This is a genomic window from Thermococcus sp. M36, from assembly GCF_012027355.1.
GTDB lineage: Archaea > Methanobacteriota_B > Thermococci > Thermococcales > Thermococcaceae > Thermococcus.
In genome coordinates this window covers 572691-593564 of the sequence record NZ_SNUH01000001.1, presented here as the reverse complement: position 1 = coordinate 593564, position 20874 = coordinate 572691, and the positions used below count along the sequence as shown (strand labels likewise).

Sequence of the window (20874 nt, the reverse complement as noted above, 5' to 3'; positions counted from 1 at the left end):
GTACGGTCTAAAGTCATCTAACCTGTGAGAACCGGGAGGAGGAAGCCGAGATGAGCTGGACAACGCCCAAGAGGGCTTTTATAGGAGCCGCCGCTGCAGAGGGTGGGACTAAGCTCAACGCCTTTGACAACGCACTCCTCAAGCTTGGGATAGGGAACGTCAATCTCGTTAAGCTGAGCAGTGTCATCCCGGCCCACATTGAGTGGATCAGAGAGGTTCCGGACGTGCCCATAGGCATGCTCCTTCCCACAGTCTACGCCCACATAGAGAGCGACGAGCCCGGGATGACCATCAGCGCGGCGCTCGGAATAGGCATCAGTGAGGGCAACGAGGGCGGCCTCATCTACGAGTACTCCGGCTACTGCACCAAGGAAGAGGCGGAGGAGATGGTCAGGAAGATGGTCGAGGAGGGGTTCAGGCAGAGGGGCTGGAAGCTGGCAGAGTTCCGCGTTGCCAGCGCGAGCATAACCGTCAGGGACAAGCCGGCAGCGGCCCTCGCAGTCGTCGTCATGTTCCCCTACTGACCTGCACTTTCTTATTTCATCCATTCCCCGAACGGGGGCAGGCTCCTTTCTACCGGTGCGTAAACCTTAAGCTTTAAAACACAATCCCCAACCTTAAAGCGGTGAGACTCATGGGATACAACGAGAAGGAAAGGGCTTTCATCGAGTGGTACCCTCGCGGTTACGGTGTCGGCTTTAAGGTCAAGGAGAGGCTCTTTGAGACGCAGACGAAGTATCAGAGGCTCGAACTATACGAGACGGAGGGATTCGGCAAGCTTCTCGTTCTCGACGGCACCGTCCAGCTCGTTGAGGAGGGTGAGGAGAGCTACCACGAACCGCTGGTCCATCCGGTCATGCTTGCCCACCCGAACCCGCGGAGGGTTCTCGTAATAGGCGGGGGCGACGGGGGCACACTGCGGGAGGTTCTGAGGCACGAGACTGTGGACAGGGCGGTGATGGTGGAAATTGACGACATGGTTATCGAGGCGTCGAAGCTCTACCTCAACGTTGCAAGGGGAGCCTTTGAAGACCCCCGGGCCGAGGTAATGGTCGGCGACGGTGTGAAATACCTTCGGGAGACGGAAGAGCGCTTTGACGTCATCATAGTCGACTCCACAGATCCCGTTGGTCCGGCGAAGCTCCTCTTTAGTGAGGAGTTCTACCGCGACGCCTACGAGAAGCTGAACGAGAGGGGACTATACATCACCCAGGCCGGGAGCGTTTACCTGTTCACGAACGAGCTCCTCGACGCGTACAGGGCTATGAAGAGCGTCTTTGACCGCGTTTATTACTTCAGCTTCCCGGTTATAGGCTACGCCTCTCCGTGGAGTTTCCTGGTCGGCGTCAAGGGCGACGTGGACTTCACAAAAGTTGACCTTGGGCGTGCGGCAAAGCTTGAACTCAAATACTACGACCCTGAGAGGCACGAAACTCTGTTCCAGATGCCGAGGTACGTCAGGAAGCTTCTTGAGTCGGAGTGATCCCCTCCACGACTTCCTTTTTAACACGCCCTTTCGGGGAACATTTATAAGTGCGGTGCCCAGTGGGGAGAGGGTGGTATATCACATGGCATCCATTACTGCGATCGTTAAGAATCTCCGGCCGTTGGACGGGCGAGCGTACGTGGCCCTCATAGGCCTCGCCATTCTCATGAACTACCGGCCAGGGCTCGAGGGGGCCGCGGCGGTCTCCTTCCTGGCTGGAGTGCTGTTTGTGTGGTACTCATTTTCGATAAACAACTGTTTTGATGTTGATACCGACTCAAAAAATCCCCGGAAGCTGCATAAAAATCCCGTGGCGTCGGGAGAGCTCACTTTCCGGGAGGGAATCGTGACATCCCTGTCCCTCTCCCTCCTGGGCACGCTCCTTGCGTACACCCTTAGCTGGCCGTCGTTCGTCGTGTACCTCTCGATGGTCTTCCTAGCCACCGTGTACTCCGCACCCCCGAGGCTCAAGGCCAGACCTGCCCTGGACGTCCTGGTGCACGGGCTGTTCTTTGGATTCCTGCCCTTCGTATACGGGTCTCTGGTGGACGGCACCCTCTCAAAAAACGAACTGCTCATAGCGGCAGCAGTGGGCCTCTACTCTTTCTCTCTGGAGCTCAGGAACCACCTTGAGGACTATGAAAGCGATCTCTCCGCCGGCCTAAGAACCACGCCTGCAGTCATAGGGAAGAGGCGTTCGGAGACCCTAGTTGCAGTTTTTTCGGGCCTTACCCTCGTCCTCCTTCTCGCGGCCCTGAACCCTGTGCTTGGGCTGGTTGGAGGGGCGTTTTACGGGTTCAGGGACAACTACAGGCTGAGCGATGCCGCGGTTGTTGTACTCTTGGTGTTCCATGCGCTGGGGGCGGTGGTCTGAATGAGAATAGCGCTCGTAAGCGACTGGTACTACCCGAAGATCGGCGGTGTCGCCAGCCACATCCACAGCCTTGCCCTGAAGCTCGCTGGGAGGGGACACGAGGTCTCAATAGTGACCAACGATCTGGAAACCGGGAAGGAGGGGGAGCTCGCGGAGTATGGGATAGAGCTGGTCAGGGTGCCCGGCAGGGTGAGCCCGGTGCTGGGAATAAACCTGGGGCAGTCTGTGGTTTCCAGCAAGGAAATGGGGAGCTTCCTCCAGGACTGCGACGTTGTCCACTCCCACCACGCCTTCACGCCGCTGGCCCTTAAAGCGGTAAAGGCAGGTAGGAATATGGGAAAGGCGACACTGCTGACAACACACAGCATATCCTTTTCCTACGAGTCCCGGCTGTGGGAGGCACTAGGTCTCACGATCCCCCTCTTCAGCAGGTACCTGAAGTACCCCCACGAGATAATAGCTGTGAGCAGGGCCGCCGGGGCGTTTATAGGCCACTTTACCGACGTGCCGGTCAGGGTGATCCCCAACGGGGTTGATGACGGGCGCTTCAGGCCCCTTTCCAGGGAAGAGAAGGAGGCAGTAAAAGATGAACTGGGCCTGGAGGGCAGGGTTGTTCTGTACGTAAGCAGGATGTCGCCCAGGAAGGGCCCTCACGTTCTCCTTAATGCATTCCAGGACATCACGAGGAGCAACGACGATGTGACCCTGCTCATGGTGGGCTCGGGGGAGATGCTCCCGTTCCTGAAGGCCCAGGCGAGGTTCCTCAGGATGGATGACAGGGTTAGGTTCATGGGCTACGTCCCCGGCGAGGAGCTTCCGAAGATCTTTGGAATCGCCGACCTCTTTGTTCTCCCCTCCATTACCGCCGAAGCGTTCGGGATTGTGATACTTGAGGCCATGGCCTCAGGGGTACCTGTTGTTGCAACCGACGTTGGCGGCATACCCGAGGTCATCAGGGAGAGCGAAAGTGGTCTTCTGGTCCCCCCTGGAAACGAACCTGCCCTTAGAAGCGCCATGGAAGCACTTCTGTCTGACGAGAGGCTGGCGCACAGGCTTGGAGAAAACGGAAGGAAGGCGGTTGAAGAGCGCTACTCTTGGTCAAAGGTGGTGGTGGAGATAGAAAAGGCTTATGAGGACGCGCTCCAAAAGGTCTAAGGAAGACCCGTGCAGGTGGAGAGATGTACTTGGCGGGGGTTTGGGGCCTCCTGGGCGTGTTGGGCTGGGAGACAGCGGCGCTTATCGCTGGTGGTCGGAATGGGCGTGGATGAAGTACTCGACGAGATAGACCGACGGATAAAACGCCTCCAGGCCGAGATAGAGATTGCGGAGGAGAGGATGAGGTATCTGGAACAGTTTGGGGCCCCCCAGGGCCCCTCCGGTTACATGGGGGATCATTCCTTTTACTATCTGCTTCTGCTGGGGATATGGGCCTTCATTGGCTTTCTGGTTCTCCTCTACTTAAGGAACCGCTTACCCTCCGGTGTCCGTGTGCCCATTCTGCCCTATGCCGTGATTGCCGCCGCGATGGTCGCTCTTCCCATAGTGTATAACGTCCTTCAGGGCAGGAGGGAGGAGAAGACCCTTCTTGAAGAGGCTGAAGAGAGGGGACGCCTCGCGAGGCTCGTCCTCTCGCGCTTTTACCGCCCCTTCCGGGAGGCCGTTGAGAAGAACGACCTGAGGGCAATGGAGGCCCTCGCGGACGCCCTCCTTGGGGATCCGATCCTTGCGGAGGCCATGGAAAGAACCATGGAGGGCGATCCCAAGATCGTTGCCTACGCTCTCTACCTGTACACTAGGTACAGTCCTGAGCTGAGGGACGAGGTTGCAGAGGCCATTGAGCGCCTGAACAACCGGCCCGTCAGGGCCCTCCTTCTGGAGCTGATCGGGGGCCAAAGGTTATAACTCCTTGTACCCTTTTATTACACCGGTGAGAGGCTTGAGGCTGGAGGTTCTGAGCAGGGAGGATATGAACTCACTTTCGAGGGAGCTCAGCAGGGCGGGCATCATGAACCGGACGCGGGAGGAGGTTTATCCTGAGGTGTCCCACTACATAATCCTCAAAGGGACGTACGCGGAGCTTCTTGAGCGTGCCGAGGAGATACCCCCCGTTGAGGAGTCCCTTGAGGAGCTGAAGTCCTCCTACGAGGACATGATGGGGGACTGGGAGATCGGCGGTAGAAAATCCCTTGAAGAGCTCTTCGATGAGTCTGACCTGGAAAAGCTGATACTGGTGACGGCCCTCATCGAGGCAGGGGCCGCGGTCGAGGAGGACGGGACGCTAGTCCTGAAGGAGAAGCCGCCCCTGGACATGCTTCGCGTCGAGCTCAGGTTCCCCATAGAGGAAGTCGAGGAGTACCTTGAGGATATTGAAAAGCTGTTTGAGACGAGCATGGTTACCGAGTACACCCTAGAGAAGAGGTACTACGTGGAGGTCATGGAAGTGGACAGGGAGCTCGTCGAGGCGGCCCTTGAGATAGCCGAGGGCTACGCTACCGAGGAGAGCATGGTCGAGGCCATGTTCGACGGCATAGCCCGCTCGGTTCTCGCAGACGTAATCCTAGAGCTCGCTGGAAAGCACAGGAGGAAGAACGAGCTCATAGAGGCCCTTCTTGAGCGGGAGCCGATAGTGGTTGAGGGGGAGCATGAGAGGCTCAACATATACTTCGACGAGGAAGCTATAGAGGACTTCCTGAAGGAGTTGCAGACGCTGGGATACCTCAAGGTCAAGGGCAACAGGATATGGGCATGACGCAAACCTTAAAAATTCAATCTCCTACGGGCGATGGGGGTGGAGGAGATGGCGGTGCTGAAGGCCGTCAGATTCAAGGACAGGGACGGAGAGCTCTACTTCCGCTGCCCCAGGTGCGGTATGGTCTTCCGCAGGAGCAGGGACTACATAAGGCACGTCAACAGGGCGCACGGCCATCTCTTCAGGAAGTGATCCTGCACGTTCTTTTTTTCTTGGGATGAGGAAAACGGCCAGGGCTGAAAAAGTGATGAGCGGGTTCGGGCTTGCCGACCGTCAATCCCTGATCACTATCTCCTTTGTGAGCTTCACCGTGAACGTCTTGCCGACCTTCTCCCTCTCCACCAGTTGCTTTTTCTCAAGCTCCTGGATTATCCTGCTTATCGTGGGCCTTGAATAGCCGGTCATCTCCGGGAGCTCCTCCTGCTTGACAGTCCCGCCCTTTTCAAGTATCGCTTTGACGACTATGCGCTCCTTCTCGGTGAGCACTTCTATTGGCACCCTGTTGGTGGCCCAGCGCTTCTTGGCATAGTATATGGAAACCGGAACCGCTACTGCCAGGGAAAGAATAACGGCCATAGCTATGGCCGCCCAGTCCGTTCTTTTCGGCTGTTCTGGGATCTCTATTTTGAGGTTTTCCCTGTACCAGTACGTCTCGTAGCCCATGGATCTGATTTTCGCCTCAACATCTTTGGACATCCCGGCCCCCATGAGGAGCACCAGCTTCGGGTTGAGCTTTTTCAGAGCGTTTGCTGTTGAGTCTGAGAGTGCATCTTCCTGGGTGAGGAGTAGGGGGTAGCCGTATATCATTGCCCACCTCGCCGCCGCCAGTGCGGAGCCGTAGTCGCTTGAGCTGGCGACCACAACGGTCTCGTAGCCGTTGGGGTAGAACTGGAGGGCAAGCTTCGCGGCAGTTTCGGTTCTGACGGCGCCACCTATTCTCTCAACAGTGAATCCCATGTTGAGGAGCTCGTCCTGAACCCTGTCGCTGACCGCTTGGGAATCGCCTATTATCAGGACGTGGTTCCACCCGAACTGGGCATAGCTCTGGAGCTGGGCAATGGTGCCGGGATCCAGCTCCTTCGGGTTCACAGGAAGGATCGGGACGTCGAGCATCTTGGCGTAGGGGAGCGCGACGATGTAGTCGATAAGGTCGTCGTTCCTCACGATTATGAGGTCGTACTTCGGCACGCCCTCACCGTTCTGGGCAGACGCGTGGGGGATCAGGAAGGACGAGAGCACCAGCACGATGAACGCTACAGCGACGGCCCTTTTTACCATTCCACCACCTAAACGGGGAGTAGTACGAGGCCCTTAAAAAGGTTTTTCGGTTCAGAACGCCGGAGGGGAAGTTCTGTGATTCAAAAGGCCCACTGCACAGGGATTCTGGAGTATGTACAGCTCCCCGCGCAAAACGCCGGGCACCCGCCGCAGGGGCTGGCCAACCTTGGACGGCTTAAAACGGGAAAAGAAGCCCGGAAGAGTCCCGGTATGATCAGAGTTCAAGCTCCTCTCCGGGTTCAAGGACGACGACTTCGGCCCTGTCGCCAACCCGCCTCTTAAACTCCTCCGGGTCTGCTGAAATTGGAGGCCAGGTGCTGTAGTGCATGGGGACGACCCTCTTGGGCTTCAACAGCTCGACGGCCTTGGCTGCCTCCCTCGGCCCCATGGTGAAGTGTCCGCCTATCGGGAGGAGTGCGACGTCAATGGGCCCGTAGAGCTCGTTAAAGAGCTCCATGTCCCTGAACACGAAGGTGTCGCCCGCGTGGTATATCTTAACGCCATCGAGCTCGACGATGTAGCCGCAGGCACTGCCTATGCTGTACTTACCGTCGCTGCTGGAGTGCCAGGCCGGAACCTGGACGATCTTAACCCCGTCAACCTCTGTCGGGCCGTAGTTCATGCCGATGGTCGTTATCCCCTGGTTGCCCTCGACGAGGTAGTTGGCTATGTCGTACATGGCGACTATCTTTGCCCCGGTCCTCTGCGCTATGGCAACGGCGTCGCCGATGTGGTCTCCGTGGGCGTGGGTTATGAGGATCAGGTCTGCCTCAAGCTCTTCCGGCTTTGCGGCCGCCTTGGGGTTGCCCGTGAGGAACGGGTCTATCAGGATCTTCTTGCTCCCCTCGATCAGGAAAGCAGCATGGCCGAGAAACTTCACCTTCACCATCGCTATCACCTCACTGGTTATAATAACCCGAACTAACTTAAACCTTTCGGGGAAATGAAATTCTGCGCAGTAGTGCCCTTTTCAGCCCATTGAGGCCTTACTTTTTCCCTTCCATGCCCATAATTGCCTCACTGTCCTTTTTGGGAAAGCTTATATACAATTCCACCCAGATTCCAACGGTGAGTCACAGATGACGTTTGACTATTTCTTCAAGCCGAAGGCTATAGCTGTCATCGGGGCATCAAACGACCCCCTCAAGCTCGGCTATGAAGTCTTCAAGAACCTCAAGAACTACAGAGACGGAAAGGTCTATCCCATCAACGTCAAGGACGATGAAGTCCAGGGAGTCAAGGCCTACAGGAACGTGAAGGACATCCCCGACGAGGTCGACCTCGCGGTCGTTGTAGTCCCGAAGCGCTTCGTCAAGCAGACGATAATAGACTGCGGCAAAAAGGGCGTCAAAGGAATAATCCTCATCACGGCGGGCTTCGGAGAGGTCGGAGAGGAAGGGAAGAAGGAAGAGAGGGAGCTCGTCGAGATAGCCCATAGGTATGGCATGAGGATAGTCGGCCCGAACTGTGTCGGCATAATGAACACCCACAACGACATGAACGCCACCTTCGTGATGAACGCGAAGAAGGGCGACATAGCCTTCATAAGCCAGAGCGGTGCCCTTGGAGCAGGAATCATCTACAAGACCGTCAAGGAAGGGATAGGTTTCTCGAAGTTCGTGAGCATTGGCAACATGGCGGATGTGGATTTTGCTGAGTTCATGGAATACCTCGCCGACACCAAGGAGGACAAGGCGATAGCGCTCTACATCGAGGGCCTCAAGGACGGGAGGCGCTTCATGGAGGTCGCTAAGAGGGTGACCAAAAAGAAGCCCGTCATAGTCCTTAAGGCCGGAAGGAGCGAGAGTGGAGCTAGAGCCGCTTCGAGCCACACCGGTTCCCTCGCTGGAAGCTGGCGCATCTACGAGGCCGCCTTCAAGCAGAGCGGTGTCATAGTCGCGGAGACTATAGACGACATGCTCAGCATGGCTCGCGCTTTCACCCAGCCCCTCCCGAAGGGCAACAGGGTCGCGATAATGACCAACGCCGGCGGCCCGGGCGTCCTCACCGCCGATGCGATAGACAGGCTTGGCCTCAAGCTGGCAGATCTCGAGGAGAGCACGATTGAGGAGCTCCGCTCGTTTCTGCCCCCGATGGCTGCAGTCAAGAACCCCGTTGACATGATAGCAAGCGCGAGGGGCGAGGACTACTACAGGACCGCAAAGGCCCTCCTCGAAGACCCGAACGTTGACATGCTCATAAGCATCTGTGTCGTCCCCACCTTCGCGGGGATGACCTCGACCGAGCACGCTGAGGGCGTTGTCAGGGCCGTTAAGGAGGTCAACAACGGCAAGCCCGTCCTCGGCCTCTTCATGGCGGGCTACGTGAGTGAAAAGGCCAAGGAAGTCCTCGAAGCTAACGGAATTCCAAGCTACGAGAGGCCCGAGGATGTTGCTGCCGGCGCTTATGCGCTCGTGGAGTTTGCGAAGGCAAGGGGAGTTTTGAAGGAGGAGTGAGGTGATTTTGGATGGCGAAAGTTACCGACATGGTTTTATGGGACAAGCCGGGGGAGAAGGTTCTCCTCCTCGGCAACCAGGCCATAGCGCGCGGTGCACTTGAGGCGAACATAGCGGTTTACGCCGCCTATCCAGGAACCCCCAGTTCAGAGCTTACCGACACAATGGCTATCGTTGCCAAGAAAGCCGGCGTATACATGGAGTACTCGACCAACGAGAAGGTCGCCTTCGAGACGGCTCTGGCCGCTGCATGGAGCGGTCTCCGTGCCATGACGGCGATGAAGCATGTCGGCCTCAATGTCGCGGCAGACACCTTCCTCAGCTCCGTCGGCATGGGCGTCGAGGGCGGCTTCGTCATAATGGTCGCCGACGACCCGAGCATGTGGAGCAGCCAGAACGAGCAGGACACCCGCGTTTACGGCAAGTTTGCCAACGTCCCGGTTCTTGAGCCGAGCTCGCCCCACGAGGCAAAGGAGATGACGGAGTACGCCTTCGAGCTCAGCGAGAAGTTCAAGCACTTTGTTATCCTCAGGACGACCACCAGAACCTCCCACGCGAGGGGGGACGTCGTCCTCGGCGAACTGCCCGAGGAGATAAAGCAGGGCAAGAGGAAGTTCGGAAAGTTCAACAAAGATCCGAACAGGTTCGTCGACGTCCCGGCAAACGCTAGGAAGTTCCACCCGATAATCCTGGAGAAGATAGAGAAGATCCGCGAGGAGTTCAATAACATGCCTTTCAACTGGATAGAGGGCGACGAGAGCGCGAAGGTCGGTATCATCGCCCCCGGATTGGCATACGCCTACGTCAAGGAAGCTCTCCACTGGCTCGGCGTCGAGAACGTCAAGGTCCTCAAGCTCGGAACCCCATTCCCGGTTCCCTATGGCCTGCTTGAGAAGTTCATGGACGGCCTTGAGAAGGTTCTCATCGTTGAGGAGCTCGAACCGGTCGTTGAGGAGCAGGTCAAGACCTGGGCGTACGACAGAGGTTTGAGGATCCCGATTCACGGGAAAGACCTCGTTCCACGCGTTTACGAGATGACCACCCGGAGGGCGGTTACCGCTATAGCCAAGTTCCTCGGTATTGATGTTCCGCTGGACTACGGGGAGCTCGACGCGAAGTACAACAAGGCCCTCGAGATAGTTCCGCCGAGGCCGCCGAGCCTCTGTCCAGCTTGCCCCCACAGGAACAGCTTCTACGCCATAAAGAAGGCCACCAGGGCGAGGGGCATCTACCCGAGCGACATAGGCTGCTACACCCTCGGTCTCCTCCCGCCGCTCAACGCGGTTGACACCACCGTCGCGATGGGCGGCTCAATAGGCATCGCCCACGGTCTTGAGATAGCCCAGCACGGTTCCATGAGCGAGGAGCAGAGGAAGAAGGAGAAGAAGATCATAGTGGCTACTATAGGCGACTCGACCTTCTACCACACCGGACTTCCCGCTCTGGCCAACGCCATCTACAACCGCTCCAACATCCTGATAGTCGTCCTCGACAACCTCGTTACCGCAATGACCGGCGACCAGCCGAACCCGAGCACCGGTCAGACCCCCCATGGCATGGGTAAGAGGATTCCGATAGAGGACGTCGCTAAAGCAATGGGCGCCGACTTCGTCGAGGTCGTTGACCCCTACGACACAAAGAAGACCTACGAGGTCATGAAGAAGGCCCTCGAGGTCGAAGGAGTCAGCGTCGTCGTGTCGAGACAGGTCTGTGCCCTCTACAAGATAGGCCAGATGAGGAGGAGAGGCGAGAAGTGGCCGATATACTACGTCGACGAGGACGCCTGCACCGGCTGTAAGGTCTGTATCAACGCCTACGGATGTCCGGCCATCTACTGGGACGAGGAGAGGAAGCAGGCGAGGATAGAGCCCAGCATGTGCTGGGGCTGCGGTGGGTGTGCGCAGATCTGTCCGTTCGGTGCCTTCAAGCCCGTGGAGGAGGGAGAGGAATGAAGGTTAAGGAGTACAACATAGTCATCGCCGGTGTCGGCGGCCAGGGTGTCCTTACGGCCGCCAACATCCTTGGCTGGGCCGCCCTTCACGCCGGCTACAAGGTGAGGATGGGTGAGGTTCACGGCATGAGCCAGCGCTTTGGTAGCGTTGTCTCGTACGTCCGCTTCGGCGAAGAGGTCTACGGCTCGATGGTTCCCGAGGGCAAGGGCGACGTTATACTCGGCTTCGAGCCGGTGGAAGCTCTGAGATACATCAACCACCTCAGGCAGGGCGGAATGGTCGTCGTCAACACCAAGCCCATCGTTCCCGTCCAGGTCTCGATGGGTAAGGCCCGCTACCCGGAGATCGACGAGATAAAGAAGATCGTGGAAGAGGACTTCAAGGCCAAGTGGATAGGCTTCAACGCTGAGGAGCTCGCCATAAAGGCCGGTCACGTCGTCACGACCAACACAGTCCTCATCGGTGCGCTGACACAGATCCCCGAGTTCCCGCTCGACGCGGAGCACGTCAGGGAGGTCATAAGGCTCAGCGTCCCGCCGAAGGCTGTCGACATAAACATGAAGGCCTTCGACCTCGGAATTGAAGCCGCGAAAGAGATTCTGGGGCTCTGATGCCCTTATTATCTTTCGTCTCTTTATTCTCTCTCCCAAAATGCTTATTAGTTCTCAAACGGAATAACTTTTTGGTGCAACCATGGAGTGTATTGATGGTGAGCCGTTCAATGACTGGAGAATATTCTCCGCTAAGGCAGGCTGTCGGGCATTTAAAGAGGAAGATAGAATCTGCCTGATTGAATGGACGGACTATTATATCGAAGGCGAGACTCTAAAAACGGTTATAATAAACGGCAAGCCTGCGAAAAAGCTCAAAAACGGGCTCTTTATGATATCCTTCGGAAATTTCGTTGGCCTTTCTGAATTGGTTCTCCTGTTTGAAGGCGGCAAGACAACAAAAGTTCCCGTTGAGGTTCTTTCGCTCAAAGTTTCGAGGATGTATCCAAAACTTTTTTCATCATTTGAAGGTTATGGTATTGAAAAGCTCTCACGCCTCCAGAACGCTTTTGTGGAGGCATTAACTGGCGAAATTCTTCGGTATTCGAGTGCCATCCCCTTCCACTTAGAGTCTCCCACTGGGTTCTCGACCTTGGAAAGCGATGAGCCGATCAACGAACTCTTTGCCTACCACTACCTCCGCTCGAAGGGTGAACGAATCATTGAGGCCTTTGAAACAGTGATGCACCGCATGAAGAGGGAACTGGTCATGGAGAAGGAATGGCTGAGGCCCGACGAGGTCGATGAGGTAACACCTGAAACTCTGCTCTCAATCGTCCAGCACCCGGAGTATCTGGCTCCAGCAGGAGAGGGTGTCCTGGTAGCCAATTACCTGAACGGCTATGTCCCCACCAAGGTTCTAGGATTTAGGAAGTACGAAAGCTTCGACACTCCCGAGAACCGGTTCGTAAAGCATTTCCTCAACCTACTCGTTGAGTGGAGCGAGAAGGTTATAGAAACCTTCGATGAAAAGAAGGCAAATCTGGAGCCGATCAAAGAACTCCTCGGGGAGCTTGAGTTCATAGGAAGCGATGGACTCTGGGAAGACGTTGGCGAGATGACGCTTTTTCCGTACACTTCACAGACGCTTTTGAAGGGCGACGGCTACCGCGACCTGCTTGAGCTTTACAGGGAGTTTACTTCCTATGCTCCGTTCTTCGAGGAGCTGCAGAGGGCGATAGACAACAAAGACATTGCCAAGCTGTACGAGTATTGGGCGTTCTTCAGGCTCATTGATGAGCTTGGGGCAATTCTCGGAAGGAAAGAGCTCAAAATCCATGTGCTTCCGGCGGGCGAGCTCTCCGAAAGCGGAGACGTTTACGCTGAATTCGACAATGGTTGGAGGCTCTACTACAACAAGCGGCTGACTCCAATGAGGTGGAGCTACTCGGTGACGTTAAGGCCGGACTTCTCGCTTTTCACAGGGAGCCCAAATAGCAAAAACGCACAGCTTGTAGGGGTTTTTGACGCCAAGTTCAAAGTCGAGGTGGTTGACGAACGGGAAGAAATAGAGGATTTCGATGAAGAGGCCGAGATGGCAGAGAAAAATGGCGACTACACCACCTGGGCGAAGCTTGAGGATATCTACAAGATGCACACATACCGGGACGCACTCGGGTGCAGGTTCGCGGTTGTGGTTTATCCTGGGGAGAGAAGCACGTTTTTTGATGTGAACGGGAACAAAGTCGACGGTTTCGCAATTGCCCATATTTTGGCCGGGAATCTGGATGGTGTTGGTTATTTGAGGCTGATTCCGGAGGTGGAAATATGGTAGTCACCAGAGAAGATGCGGAGAATCTCCTAAATGAAATATCCGGGGAATTTTTAAGAAAGGTGCAAGGAGAAACGCCCAAGCCCTCAAAAATAAGGTACTTCGATGAGCACCAGGTTGTTGAGGTTAAATTCGATCTGTGGCACAGGTATGTAAACAGACGGAAGCATGAAGTCTCTTATATGTGGACAATTTATTTAAGAACTCAAAGGATTAGGTACGGACTTGCCGTTTCCTGTTCCTCTGCCGACGCCAGTGAGCGGGCGTTAATTAAACTACTCGGGGAGGACACGATTAAGTCCCTAAAGGAGAGGGGCCTTTCTATCATACGGCTTGACCGCAGGGTGATGCTGGGAAAAGAGATGTCTCTGGATGCTTTTGGGGAAGCCCAGAAAGAGGAAAGCCTGAATCTGATGCTGGGTGTGCACTCGTTCCTTGCCAACAATATCTCCACGTTCGAGGAGAGTCTATGTTTTGATGGAGGGAATGACCCCCTAATCGAGGCTTTGAGGGATATGAAAACTCTTTACTGGAGGGAATGGGAAAATAAAGGAAAGCCTCTGATCGAGAAGGCCCGGGAAGAAGTGATTAAGTTCGCTAAAGGCGAGTCTGGCGAATTAAGCCTACCTTCAGACACCGATGGGGATGCTGGGCGTCTGCTCTGGTTTGTTGCAGGAGGAGTTAGTGACAGAGGAGACCCGGATGGGCTCAGAGAGTTCTTGAGGGCGCTAATAGGGACGTCTCCTGAGAATGCAATACAGCTCGTGCGAGAGTACTCCCACAAAATAAAAGGGACCAGCATGCTGGGCATCATAAACCTGGCGGCGCTGGTTTATCCAGAAGTCATCATGCCTATCTGGGGTAGTCCTAAGGATACCCGGGGCATTCTGAACCCGGTGAGTTCAAAACTTCTTGGGATTACAAAACCAGCCTCCCACCTTACCATTAGGGAGTATCTAGATTTAGTGAAACGTGTCAAATTGGCTTCTAAAGAGGCAAACATTTCAAATCTTTTGGAGATTGCGTTTTATTTAGTCAAGCTATCCCGAGAATCCCTACCACAGAGTTACAGAGTTTACATGGAAATAACAAAACCTTTTGGAGGCAGGAAACCTAGTAAAAAGTACCTTCTCCAAGATCTCAATAGAAGCCATGTCGGTCGTTTTCTCTGGTCTCCCGCTGATGAAAAATACTGGAACGGTCGTTACGGGAAGATTGGCCTCTTGAAAGTAGGGGATATAGTTCTCCATGATGTTCATGGCAAGATTGTCGGCTATTCAGTCGTAGCAGAGCCCCCTAAAGAGCTAACAAAAGAGGAAATCATAAAGCTTTTTGAAAAAATTGGGATCTGGAATGAAAAGTACAAAGAATTTGCAGAAAGTTGGTTTAAAAAGTCTCAAACTGGGAAGTTTTACATTGTTAGACTCAAGAACTTTAGGGAACTGGATAAGCCCATTGGGTATACCAAAGTTGAAGGTTTGCCATATCCATGGGAACTCCAAGGGATGTATCTGATCGAAATATCCCCTGAAGTCCTGAAGAAGCTGAAGATAGTCCAAGAAGGTATTGATACGAAGGTCATTAAATTGGATGAGTATTTCGCCTCAAAGGGCTACCTCTACCCGGAACACCTTGTCTCCCAGTTCTACACCGCCCTCAAGACCAAGGGTTTTGTAATTCTTTCGGGCCTCACTGGAACTGGAAAGACAAAGATAGCCCAAGAGCTGGCTGAGCTCCTCGATCCATCAAAGAAAAACTTCCTATTCCTCTCGGTCCGCCCAGACTGGCGTGATTCAAAACCATTGCTTGGCTACTACAATCCCCTAACAGAAAAATACCACAAAACCAGCCTTCTGGAGTTCATTTTGAAGGCTATTAAAGACTACGAAGACAATTGGGATGAGGCTATTCCTTATTTTGTACTCCTAGATGAGATGAACCTCGCTCATGTCGAGTAATACTTCGCCGACTTCCTCAGCGTCCTTGAGAGTGGAAGGAATGAGGACGGGTTCACAAGGGAGCCCTTGAGGCTCCATGACGTTGATGAGATTGAAGAAAAGGAGGGCATCCCTAAGGAACTCTTCCTCCCGCCCAACCTCTACATCATTGGGACGGTGAACATGGACGAGACTACCTATTCCTTCAGCCCCAAGGTTCTCGACAGGGCTTTCACGATAGAGTTCCACGATGTCGAGCTTGATGTATACCCTCCAGAAAATATAAGCGGCGGGTTATCCCCTGGGCTCGTAGAGTCTCTGAAAGAGGCAATACTGGAAGACCTCTGTGGCAGGGATGGCCAGTTCCTTGCCCGCTCGAAAGAGGAAATAAACGAGGCCGTCAAAAAGCTGAAAGATACCGAGTACTGGCAAATCCTCATTGAATTAAACAAAGCCCTTGAACCCTACGACCTCCACTTCGGCTACCGCGTTGTTGATGAGATTGCCCTCTTTTTCCAGAACGCTGAGGAGAGCTGGAAAAAGGGAATCGTCGAGTTCGAAAGTGAAGACGAGATATTTGATCTGGCACTGCTCATGAAAGTCCTCCCAAAGTTCCACGGGAACAGGAAGAGGCTTGAGAAGCCCTTGAGAGAGGTGCTGAAGCTCTGCCTTGCAGATGGTTCACAAGTCAACGTGGATGAGTTGAGAAGTGGGGAGATCGTTGATATCATTAGAAACTGGGAGGAACACAACAAAAACTTCCGCTTTAAGCACACAGCTAAAAAAGTCCTCCGCATGCTCCGGCAGCTCTATGAGATAGGCTTTGCGAGCTTCAGCTGACCTTTCCCTCTTTTCGAAACCCTTATAACTTACCCCGGGGTAAGTAGCTTACGGTGGGGTAAGTTGCTGTTCGACCTCCAGCCCAAGACCAAGAGAGAAGACCTGTACGACCGCGAGAAAGAACTTAAAGAGTTCCAGAATGCCATAAACCTAGGCGAAAGGCTGGTTCTGCTCCTCGGGATCAGACGCCTTGGGAAGAGCTCCCTCCTCAACGTCGCTCTTGCTGAGTCAGGGATGCCCTACGCCAAAATCGACGTCCGCTCCCTGTACTTCACTCACGGCTCGATACCCCAGGAGATTCTGGCGAGAAAAATCCTGGGCTCACTGCTATCAACGGTCTCCACAAAGAAATCCCTCCGGCTGAGGCTTGAGAAGATGTTGAACTCGATCAGGGGTCTAAAAGTTTCGGGGCTTCACGTCGAGTTCGAGAGAAAACCCGACCTGGCTGAGATTCTGGAAAAGATCGATTCCTGGGCTGAAAAAGAGGATATCAGGGCCATAATGGCCTTCGACGAGGCCCAGTACCTAAGGCTCTCAGGCATTCAATACGACGGCCTGATAGCCTACGCCGTTGATAACCTTCCAAACGTTACCTTCGTCCTCACCGGATCCGAGATGGGGATGCTCCACGACTTTCTTGGCCTCGACAATCCCAAAAAGCCACTCTTCGGGAGGTACGCAAGGGAGATAATCCTTGAACGGTTCAACAGGAAACAGAGCATGGACTTTCTCAGGAGTGGTTTTGAGGAGCTTGGGACCGAGGTTGACGATGGGGATATAGAAAGGGCTGTTGAGAGGCTCGACGGAATCGTCGGTTGGCTGACAACCTACGGTTATTTGAGGGGGATGAGGAAGCTCTCCGAGAAAGAGGCCCTTGAGGAACTTTTCCAACGGGCTCGGGCCCTTGTTAGTGAGGAGTTGTCCACCCTCATTGCATACAGCAGGAGGTACGGTCTCATACTCAAAGCCGTCGCGATGGGCAACGGAACCTGGAGTACCATAAAGGAGTACGTTGAGTTTCGGGGAGGGCCAATAAACGATGCAAAGTTCTCTAACCTGCTCAAGAACCTCGTGAAGTATGGTTACCTTGAAAAGAAGGGCAATGAATACTCCATACCTGATCCCGTTGTCGGTAAGGTGGTGGAGGGGCTTCAACTTACCCCCCGGTAAGCTCCTTACCCCCGGGTAAGTTACACGGTTCCGTCAGAGAGCTCCGGAACCACGTGGGCTGTTCTCTAATTAGTAACAAACGAAACATTTAAATGTTTTCGCAACATATCTTGTTTTGGTGAAGGCAGTGAAGCTTTACCGGACTGGTGAAGCGGCAAGAAAACTCGGAGTTTCAAAGATGACAGTCCTCCGCTGGATTAAAGCGGGCAAACTCAAAGCCCACAGAATTGGCAAAGAATACCGTGTCCCCGAAAGCGAAATCAAAAGACTCCTCGAAGGCAAAACTCTTGATAAAGTCGCCATCTATGTAAGAGTCTCAAGCCGAGACCAGAAAGAAGACTTGGAAAGACAAATCGAATACCTCAAAAATTATTGCACTTCCAGAGGTTACCAAGTGGCTAAAATCCTCACTGACATCTCCTCCGGCTTGAACGAGAACAGAAAGGGCCTAAAACAACTCTTCAAGCTAGTCGAAAGCGGAGAAGTAACCAAAGTCGTCATAACTTACAGGGACGGGCTTACACGCTTCGGCTTCAAATACCTCGAACAATACTTCAACTCTCACGGCGTCGAGATTGAAGTAATCTTTGACGATGAAGAAAAAACACCAGAAAAAGAGCTCGTGGAGGACTTGTTGGCCATAGTAACCTCCTTCGCCGGAAAGCTCTATGGGGCTCGTTCTCACAAGAAAAAACATCTCATCGAGGCTGTGAAGAATGCCCTTCGAGACGATTAAACTGACCGCCAAGTTCAAACTCAAGGAAATACCTAATGGGTTAGATGACCTCTTCTCCACTTACCGTGAGATTGTGAATTTTCTCATCACTCACGCTTATGAGAACAACATCACCAGCTTTAAACGGCTTAAAAAAGAGACTTACAAAAGCCTTCGCAAGGAATATCCAGAACTACCAAGCCACTGCATTTACACAGCCTGCCAGATGGCTACTGCAATTTACAAGAGTTATCGGAAGAGGAAGCGGAAGGGGAAGGCTAATGGCAGGCCAGTATTCAAGAAGGAAGTTATTATGCTTGATGACCACTTGTTTAAACTCGACTTGGAGAAGAGAATAATCAAACTCTCCACTCCAAACGGGAGAGTTGTTTTAGAGTTTTATCCAGCAAAATATCACGAAAAGTTCAGGGACTGGAAGGTTGGTCAAGCGTGGTTGGTTAGGACGCCAAAAGGAGTGTTCATTAACGTTGTCTTCTCCAAGGAGGTTGAGGTTGGAGAGCCAAAAGCCTTTGTCGGCGTGGACTTGAACGAGAACAATGTTACGCTCAGCCTTCCTAACGGTGAATTCGTGCAGATTATTACCCACGAGCGGGAAATTAGGACTGGTTACTTCCTAAAGCGGAGGAAGATTCAGAGAAAAATTAGAGCTGGAAAGAAGAGGAAAAAACTCCTTGAAAAGTACGGCGAGAGGGAGAGAAACAGGTTGAACGACTTGTATCACAAACTCGCTAACAAGATTGTTGAGTTGGCGGGGAAATACGGTGGTATTGCTCTTGAAGATTTAACGGAAATCAGGGATTCGATTAGGTATTCTGCCGAGATGAATGGTAGGTTACACCGCTGGAGCTTTAGAAAGCTCCAGTCAATCATCGAATACAAGGCTAAGTTGAGGGGGATTAAGGTTGTCTTCGTGAATCCTGCTCACACTTCCTCCCTGTGCCCGGTATGTGGGGAGAAACTAAGCCCGAATGGGCACAGGGTTTTGAAGTGCTCAAACTGTGGGTTTGAGGCCGATAGGGATGTCGTCGGCTCTTGGAACATCTTTCTTAGAGCCCTGAAGATGTGGGGAGTTTCCGTTCCCCCCGAAAGCCCCGCAATGAAGACGGGAGCGGAGAAGGTTATCCGCTACGAGTGGTGCGGAGGTTCCACCCGTGCCAAAAGTAGCGGATAACTAGAACGGGACAAAAACTTCGGCATACATGAAAAGCGGGAGAATAGATAACCGAGAAGGCCAAAGGCCTTCACCATTCTTCCTCTTCCTCTATGAGACCGTATTTCTCCAGCTCGCGGAGGAGCTTTCTGACGGCTTCCCAGGCGTCGTGCTCACTCTTGGCACCGGAGCAGACTATCTTTCCGGAGGAGAAGAGCAGTATCACGGCCCTCGGCTCCTTTACACGGTATATGACGCCGGGGAACTGCTCCGGCTCGTACTCACAGTTGGGAAGGCTCAGCGCAACTGCATCGAGGTTGAACTCCATGCCTATGTCGCCGCTGAAGACCATGTTCTGGATGTCTATCTGGGGCGCGCGGCCGAACTTGGCGCCTATCTTCTTGAGCATCTGGATGAGCTTGTTTACCGCCCTCTCGATGTCCTCGACGCTCTTGGCGCCGGTGACGACCAGCTTTCCGGAGCTGAAGATTAGAAGCGCGACCTTAGGCTCCTCGAAGCGGCAGATGATCCCGGGGAACTCCTCTGGGTTGTACTTGGAGTTCGGGCAGATTTCAATGACCTTCTCGAGGTTGAGCTGTGTAAACAAGTCAACAGAAGCGACAATATTCTCAATCCTGAGCTTTACATTGCTCATGTCTACCAAGGCTTACACCTCCGGATGGTGGGTTTAAAAACCCTTTATAAATGAGGCATGTTGAGTTTTTAAAGGTTTAGGTGTCTGTGGTGTGGCTCTGCATCATGGCCAGAGATCCCTGTTCAGCCCGACCAGGATCGCCCCTATTATTATCAGCACGACCCCTATCCAGCGGCTGAGCCGTACGGGCTCGTGGAGCCACACGAACGCGAGGAGCGTCGTGACTATGTACGCGAGGCTGAGCATGGGGTACATGAAGCTGAGCTGGAACTTTGAGAGCGCCAGGAGCCAGAGGAAAAAGGAGAGGGCGTAGAGGACGGCCCCGGTAAGGATATGGGGAGTGAGGAGCATCCGGATGAAGCCGCCCGGGGTGAATATGTTTATCTCCCCCTCAATGCGTGTGAGCCCCACCTTAAACAGCACCTGTGCAAATGCGCCAAAGAGTATGCAGGCGGCGAGTATACCGAAGGCCGCCATCCTGTTCATGCGGAAAACCTCCAAAGAACTATTTTTGGCATGATTTTGATGTACCTCCATATTGTCTTCTTGAGGTTCATCTTGCTCTCTCCCTCTTTGAGCCCGTAGTCCAGAACCAGCGGTACCTCCGCTACCCTCTTACACCCCAGGATGTAGGTACGTACAAGGAGCTCCACGGAAACCTCGAATCCGTGTGACGTTATGGCGCCCTCCCCGTACCTCTCGAACAGGCCTTTAATGCACTCCCACCTGTACGCGCGGTAGCCGCTAGTCAGGTCTCTCGCGGGTATGCCTGACAGGAGCCTGACGAGAATGTTCACGGCGCGGCTGAGAAAAACCCTATGTGAGGGAACGTTAAGCTGGGCTCCCCCCGGAACGTACCTTGACGCTATTACTATGTCGTGGCTTTGGATGCTCTCAAGCATCTGGTGTATGAACCTCGGGTCGTGGGTGTCGTCTGCGTCCATGGTCACGACAACGTCCCCCTCCCTCCCGAGCCGGACTGCCTCAAGGAGTCCGCTCCTGAGCGCGGCCTGAAGGCCCCGGTTTTTTTCGTGGGTGACTATCCTGAGGGGGTAAGAGGCCTCCATGTTTGAGAGAACCGAGGCGGTATCGTCCACGCTTCCGTCGTTAACCGCTATTATAATGTACTCCATGTCCTCAAGGGCGGCCCCTATCTTCGGTATGAGCTTTACCAGATTTGAGCCTTCGTTGTAGCACGGGAGCACTATGAAGATCACAGTCCCACCTTATCCTTATCCGCGGCCGGAGTTAAAAACTTTCCCGGAACAT

21 protein-coding genes are annotated in these 20874 nt (G+C 53.9%); 16 read left to right on the top strand and 5 right to left on the bottom strand.

Going from position 1 to position 20874, the window contains the following annotated elements; all coding sequences use genetic code 11:
• The first annotated feature begins 50 nt into the window (after nucleotides 1-50).
• The 7 genes from E3E36_RS03440 (at nucleotide 51) to E3E36_RS03410 (ending at nucleotide 5301) form a co-directional block, all read left to right on the top strand.
• On the top strand, nucleotides 51-524 hold the full coding sequence (locus tag E3E36_RS03440; protein WP_167893968.1) for a pyruvoyl-dependent arginine decarboxylase: 474 nt from the start codon (nucleotides 51-53) through the stop codon (nucleotides 522-524).
• A 110-nt stretch (nucleotides 525-634) separates the two neighbouring features.
• On the top strand, nucleotides 635-1483 hold the full coding sequence (gene speE / locus E3E36_RS03435; RefSeq protein WP_167894742.1) for a polyamine aminopropyltransferase: 849 nt from the start codon (nucleotides 635-637) through the stop codon (nucleotides 1481-1483).
• Between the two features lie 85 nt (nucleotides 1484-1568).
• Nucleotides 1569-2360 carry a UbiA prenyltransferase family protein gene (locus E3E36_RS03430; protein WP_167893967.1) on the top strand — a complete coding sequence of 264 codons (792 nt, stop codon included), beginning with the start codon at nucleotides 1569-1571 and terminating at the stop codon, nucleotides 2358-2360.
• The gene (locus E3E36_RS03425; protein ID WP_167893966.1) at nucleotides 2361-3515 is read left to right on the top strand and encodes a glycosyltransferase family 4 protein; all 1155 of its coding nucleotides are present in this window, start codon (nucleotides 2361-2363) and stop codon (nucleotides 3513-3515) included. It begins immediately after the preceding gene.
• A gap of 99 nt (nucleotides 3516-3614) precedes the next feature.
• On the top strand, nucleotides 3615-4262 hold the full coding sequence (locus E3E36_RS03420; RefSeq protein WP_167893965.1) for a hypothetical protein: 648 nt from the start codon (nucleotides 3615-3617) through the stop codon (nucleotides 4260-4262).
• A gap of 34 nt (nucleotides 4263-4296) precedes the next feature.
• Nucleotides 4297-5109 carry a hypothetical protein gene (locus E3E36_RS03415; RefSeq protein ID WP_167894741.1) on the top strand — a complete coding sequence of 271 codons (813 nt, stop codon included), beginning with the start codon at nucleotides 4297-4299 and terminating at the stop codon, nucleotides 5107-5109.
• 48 nt (nucleotides 5110-5157) lie between these two features.
• Entirely contained in the window at nucleotides 5158-5301 is a 144-nt protein-coding gene (locus E3E36_RS03410; RefSeq protein WP_167894740.1) for a C2H2-type zinc finger protein, read from the top strand.
• Nucleotides 5302-5382: 81 nt separating this feature from the next.
• Here the strand turns inward: E3E36_RS03410 and E3E36_RS03405 are convergent, their stop codons facing one another.
• Both E3E36_RS03405 and E3E36_RS03400 read right to left on the bottom strand, forming a co-directional pair.
• Nucleotides 5383-6387, bottom strand: a complete 1005-nt coding sequence (locus E3E36_RS03405) for a cell wall-binding repeat-containing protein (RefSeq protein WP_167893964.1) — start codon at nucleotides 6385-6387, stop codon at nucleotides 5383-5385.
• Nucleotides 6388-6601: 214 nt separating this feature from the next.
• Nucleotides 6602-7276, bottom strand: coding sequence for a metal-dependent hydrolase (locus tag E3E36_RS03400; RefSeq protein ID WP_167893963.1), 675 nt, complete (start codon nucleotides 7274-7276; stop codon nucleotides 6602-6604).
• A gap of 190 nt (nucleotides 7277-7466) precedes the next feature.
• Between E3E36_RS03400 and E3E36_RS03395 the strand changes: the two genes are divergently transcribed.
• The 9 genes from E3E36_RS03395 (at nucleotide 7467) to E3E36_RS03360 (ending at nucleotide 18971) form a co-directional block, all read left to right on the top strand.
• Nucleotides 7467-8843: an acetate--CoA ligase family protein gene (locus E3E36_RS03395; protein ID WP_167893962.1), complete on the top strand. Its 1377-nt coding sequence runs from the start codon at nucleotides 7467-7469 to the stop codon at nucleotides 8841-8843.
• Nucleotides 8844-8854: 11 nt separating this feature from the next.
• The gene (gene iorA, locus E3E36_RS03390) at nucleotides 8855-10795 is read left to right on the top strand and encodes an indolepyruvate ferredoxin oxidoreductase subunit alpha (RefSeq protein ID WP_167893961.1); all 1941 of its coding nucleotides are present in this window, start codon (nucleotides 8855-8857) and stop codon (nucleotides 10793-10795) included.
• On the top strand, nucleotides 10792-11406 hold the full coding sequence (locus E3E36_RS03385; protein ID WP_167893960.1) for an indolepyruvate oxidoreductase subunit beta: 615 nt from the start codon (nucleotides 10792-10794) through the stop codon (nucleotides 11404-11406). Before iorA ends, E3E36_RS03385 begins: the two co-directional genes overlap by 4 nt.
• A gap of 82 nt (nucleotides 11407-11488) precedes the next feature.
• Complete coding sequence (locus E3E36_RS03380) at nucleotides 11489-13120, top strand: DUF2357 domain-containing protein (RefSeq protein WP_167893959.1); 1632 nt, start codon at nucleotides 11489-11491, stop codon at nucleotides 13118-13120.
• Nucleotides 13114-15075, top strand: a complete 1962-nt coding sequence (locus E3E36_RS13330; protein WP_306463665.1) for a hypothetical protein — start codon at nucleotides 13114-13116, stop codon at nucleotides 15073-15075. The genes E3E36_RS03380 and E3E36_RS13330 overlap by 7 nt, the downstream gene beginning before the upstream one ends.
• A gap of 66 nt (nucleotides 15076-15141) precedes the next feature.
• A complete protein-coding gene (locus E3E36_RS13325; protein ID WP_306463664.1) occupies nucleotides 15142-15894 on the top strand; it encodes a hypothetical protein in 753 nt (250 codons plus the stop codon).
• 63 nt (nucleotides 15895-15957) lie between these two features.
• Nucleotides 15958-17064, top strand: coding sequence for an ATP-binding protein (locus E3E36_RS03370; RefSeq protein ID WP_167893958.1), 1107 nt, complete (start codon nucleotides 15958-15960; stop codon nucleotides 17062-17064).
• A 127-nt stretch (nucleotides 17065-17191) separates the two neighbouring features.
• Entirely contained in the window at nucleotides 17192-17800 is a 609-nt protein-coding gene (locus E3E36_RS03365) for an IS607 family transposase (protein WP_167894739.1), read from the top strand.
• On the top strand, nucleotides 17781-18971 hold the full coding sequence (locus E3E36_RS03360) for an RNA-guided endonuclease TnpB family protein (protein ID WP_167893957.1): 1191 nt from the start codon (nucleotides 17781-17783) through the stop codon (nucleotides 18969-18971). Before E3E36_RS03365 ends, E3E36_RS03360 begins: the two co-directional genes overlap by 20 nt.
• A gap of 70 nt (nucleotides 18972-19041) precedes the next feature.
• Here the strand turns inward: E3E36_RS03360 and E3E36_RS03355 are convergent, their stop codons facing one another.
• From E3E36_RS03355 to E3E36_RS03345, 3 genes are all read right to left on the bottom strand, one after another.
• Nucleotides 19042-19614, bottom strand: a complete 573-nt coding sequence (locus tag E3E36_RS03355) for a TATA-box-binding protein (RefSeq protein WP_048152114.1) — start codon at nucleotides 19612-19614, stop codon at nucleotides 19042-19044.
• 93 nt (nucleotides 19615-19707) lie between these two features.
• Nucleotides 19708-20091 (bottom strand): EamA family transporter, encoded by a 384-nt coding sequence (locus tag E3E36_RS03350; RefSeq protein ID WP_167893956.1) that lies wholly within the window; start codon nucleotides 20089-20091, stop codon nucleotides 19708-19710.
• Nucleotides 20088-20822, bottom strand: coding sequence for a glycosyltransferase (locus E3E36_RS03345; RefSeq protein WP_167893955.1), 735 nt, complete (start codon nucleotides 20820-20822; stop codon nucleotides 20088-20090). Before E3E36_RS03345 ends, E3E36_RS03350 begins: the two co-directional genes overlap by 4 nt.
• Nucleotides 20823-20874: the final 52 nt, after the last annotated feature.

Bases quoted from the DNA above. Each gene is read 5' to 3' on its own strand.
- E3E36_RS03440 (WP_167893968.1), top strand. From the start codon at position 51: ATGAGCTGGACAACGCCCAAGAGGGCTTTTATAGGAGCCGCCGCTGCA.
- E3E36_RS03425 (WP_167893966.1), top strand. From the start codon at position 2,361: ATGAGAATAGCGCTCGTAAGCGACTGGTACTACCCGAAGATCGGCGGT.
- E3E36_RS03400 (WP_167893963.1), bottom strand. From the start codon at position 7,276: ATGGTGAAGGTGAAGTTTCTCGGCCATGCTGCTTTCCTGATCGAGGGG.
- E3E36_RS03395 (WP_167893962.1), top strand. From the start codon at position 7,467: ATGACGTTTGACTATTTCTTCAAGCCGAAGGCTATAGCTGTCATCGGG.
- E3E36_RS03410 (WP_167894740.1), top strand. From the start codon at position 5,158: ATGGCGGTGCTGAAGGCCGTCAGATTCAAGGACAGGGACGGAGAGCTC.
- E3E36_RS03420 (WP_167893965.1), top strand. From the start codon at position 3,615: ATGGGCGTGGATGAAGTACTCGACGAGATAGACCGACGGATAAAACGC.
- E3E36_RS03360 (WP_167893957.1), top strand. From the start codon at position 17,781: ATGCCCTTCGAGACGATTAAACTGACCGCCAAGTTCAAACTCAAGGAA.
- E3E36_RS03405 (WP_167893964.1), bottom strand. From the start codon at position 6,387: ATGGTAAAAAGGGCCGTCGCTGTAGCGTTCATCGTGCTGGTGCTCTCG.
- E3E36_RS03350 (WP_167893956.1), bottom strand. From the start codon at position 20,091: ATGAACAGGATGGCGGCCTTCGGTATACTCGCCGCCTGCATACTCTTT.
- E3E36_RS03380 (WP_167893959.1), top strand. From the start codon at position 11,489: ATGGAGTGTATTGATGGTGAGCCGTTCAATGACTGGAGAATATTCTCC.
- speE (WP_167894742.1), top strand. From the start codon at position 635: ATGGGATACAACGAGAAGGAAAGGGCTTTCATCGAGTGGTACCCTCGC.
- E3E36_RS03385 (WP_167893960.1), top strand. From the start codon at position 10,792: ATGAAGGTTAAGGAGTACAACATAGTCATCGCCGGTGTCGGCGGCCAG.
- iorA (WP_167893961.1), top strand. From the start codon at position 8,855: ATGGCGAAAGTTACCGACATGGTTTTATGGGACAAGCCGGGGGAGAAG.
- E3E36_RS13330 (WP_306463665.1), top strand. From the start codon at position 13,114: ATGGTAGTCACCAGAGAAGATGCGGAGAATCTCCTAAATGAAATATCC.
- E3E36_RS03430 (WP_167893967.1), top strand. From the start codon at position 1,569: ATGGCATCCATTACTGCGATCGTTAAGAATCTCCGGCCGTTGGACGGG.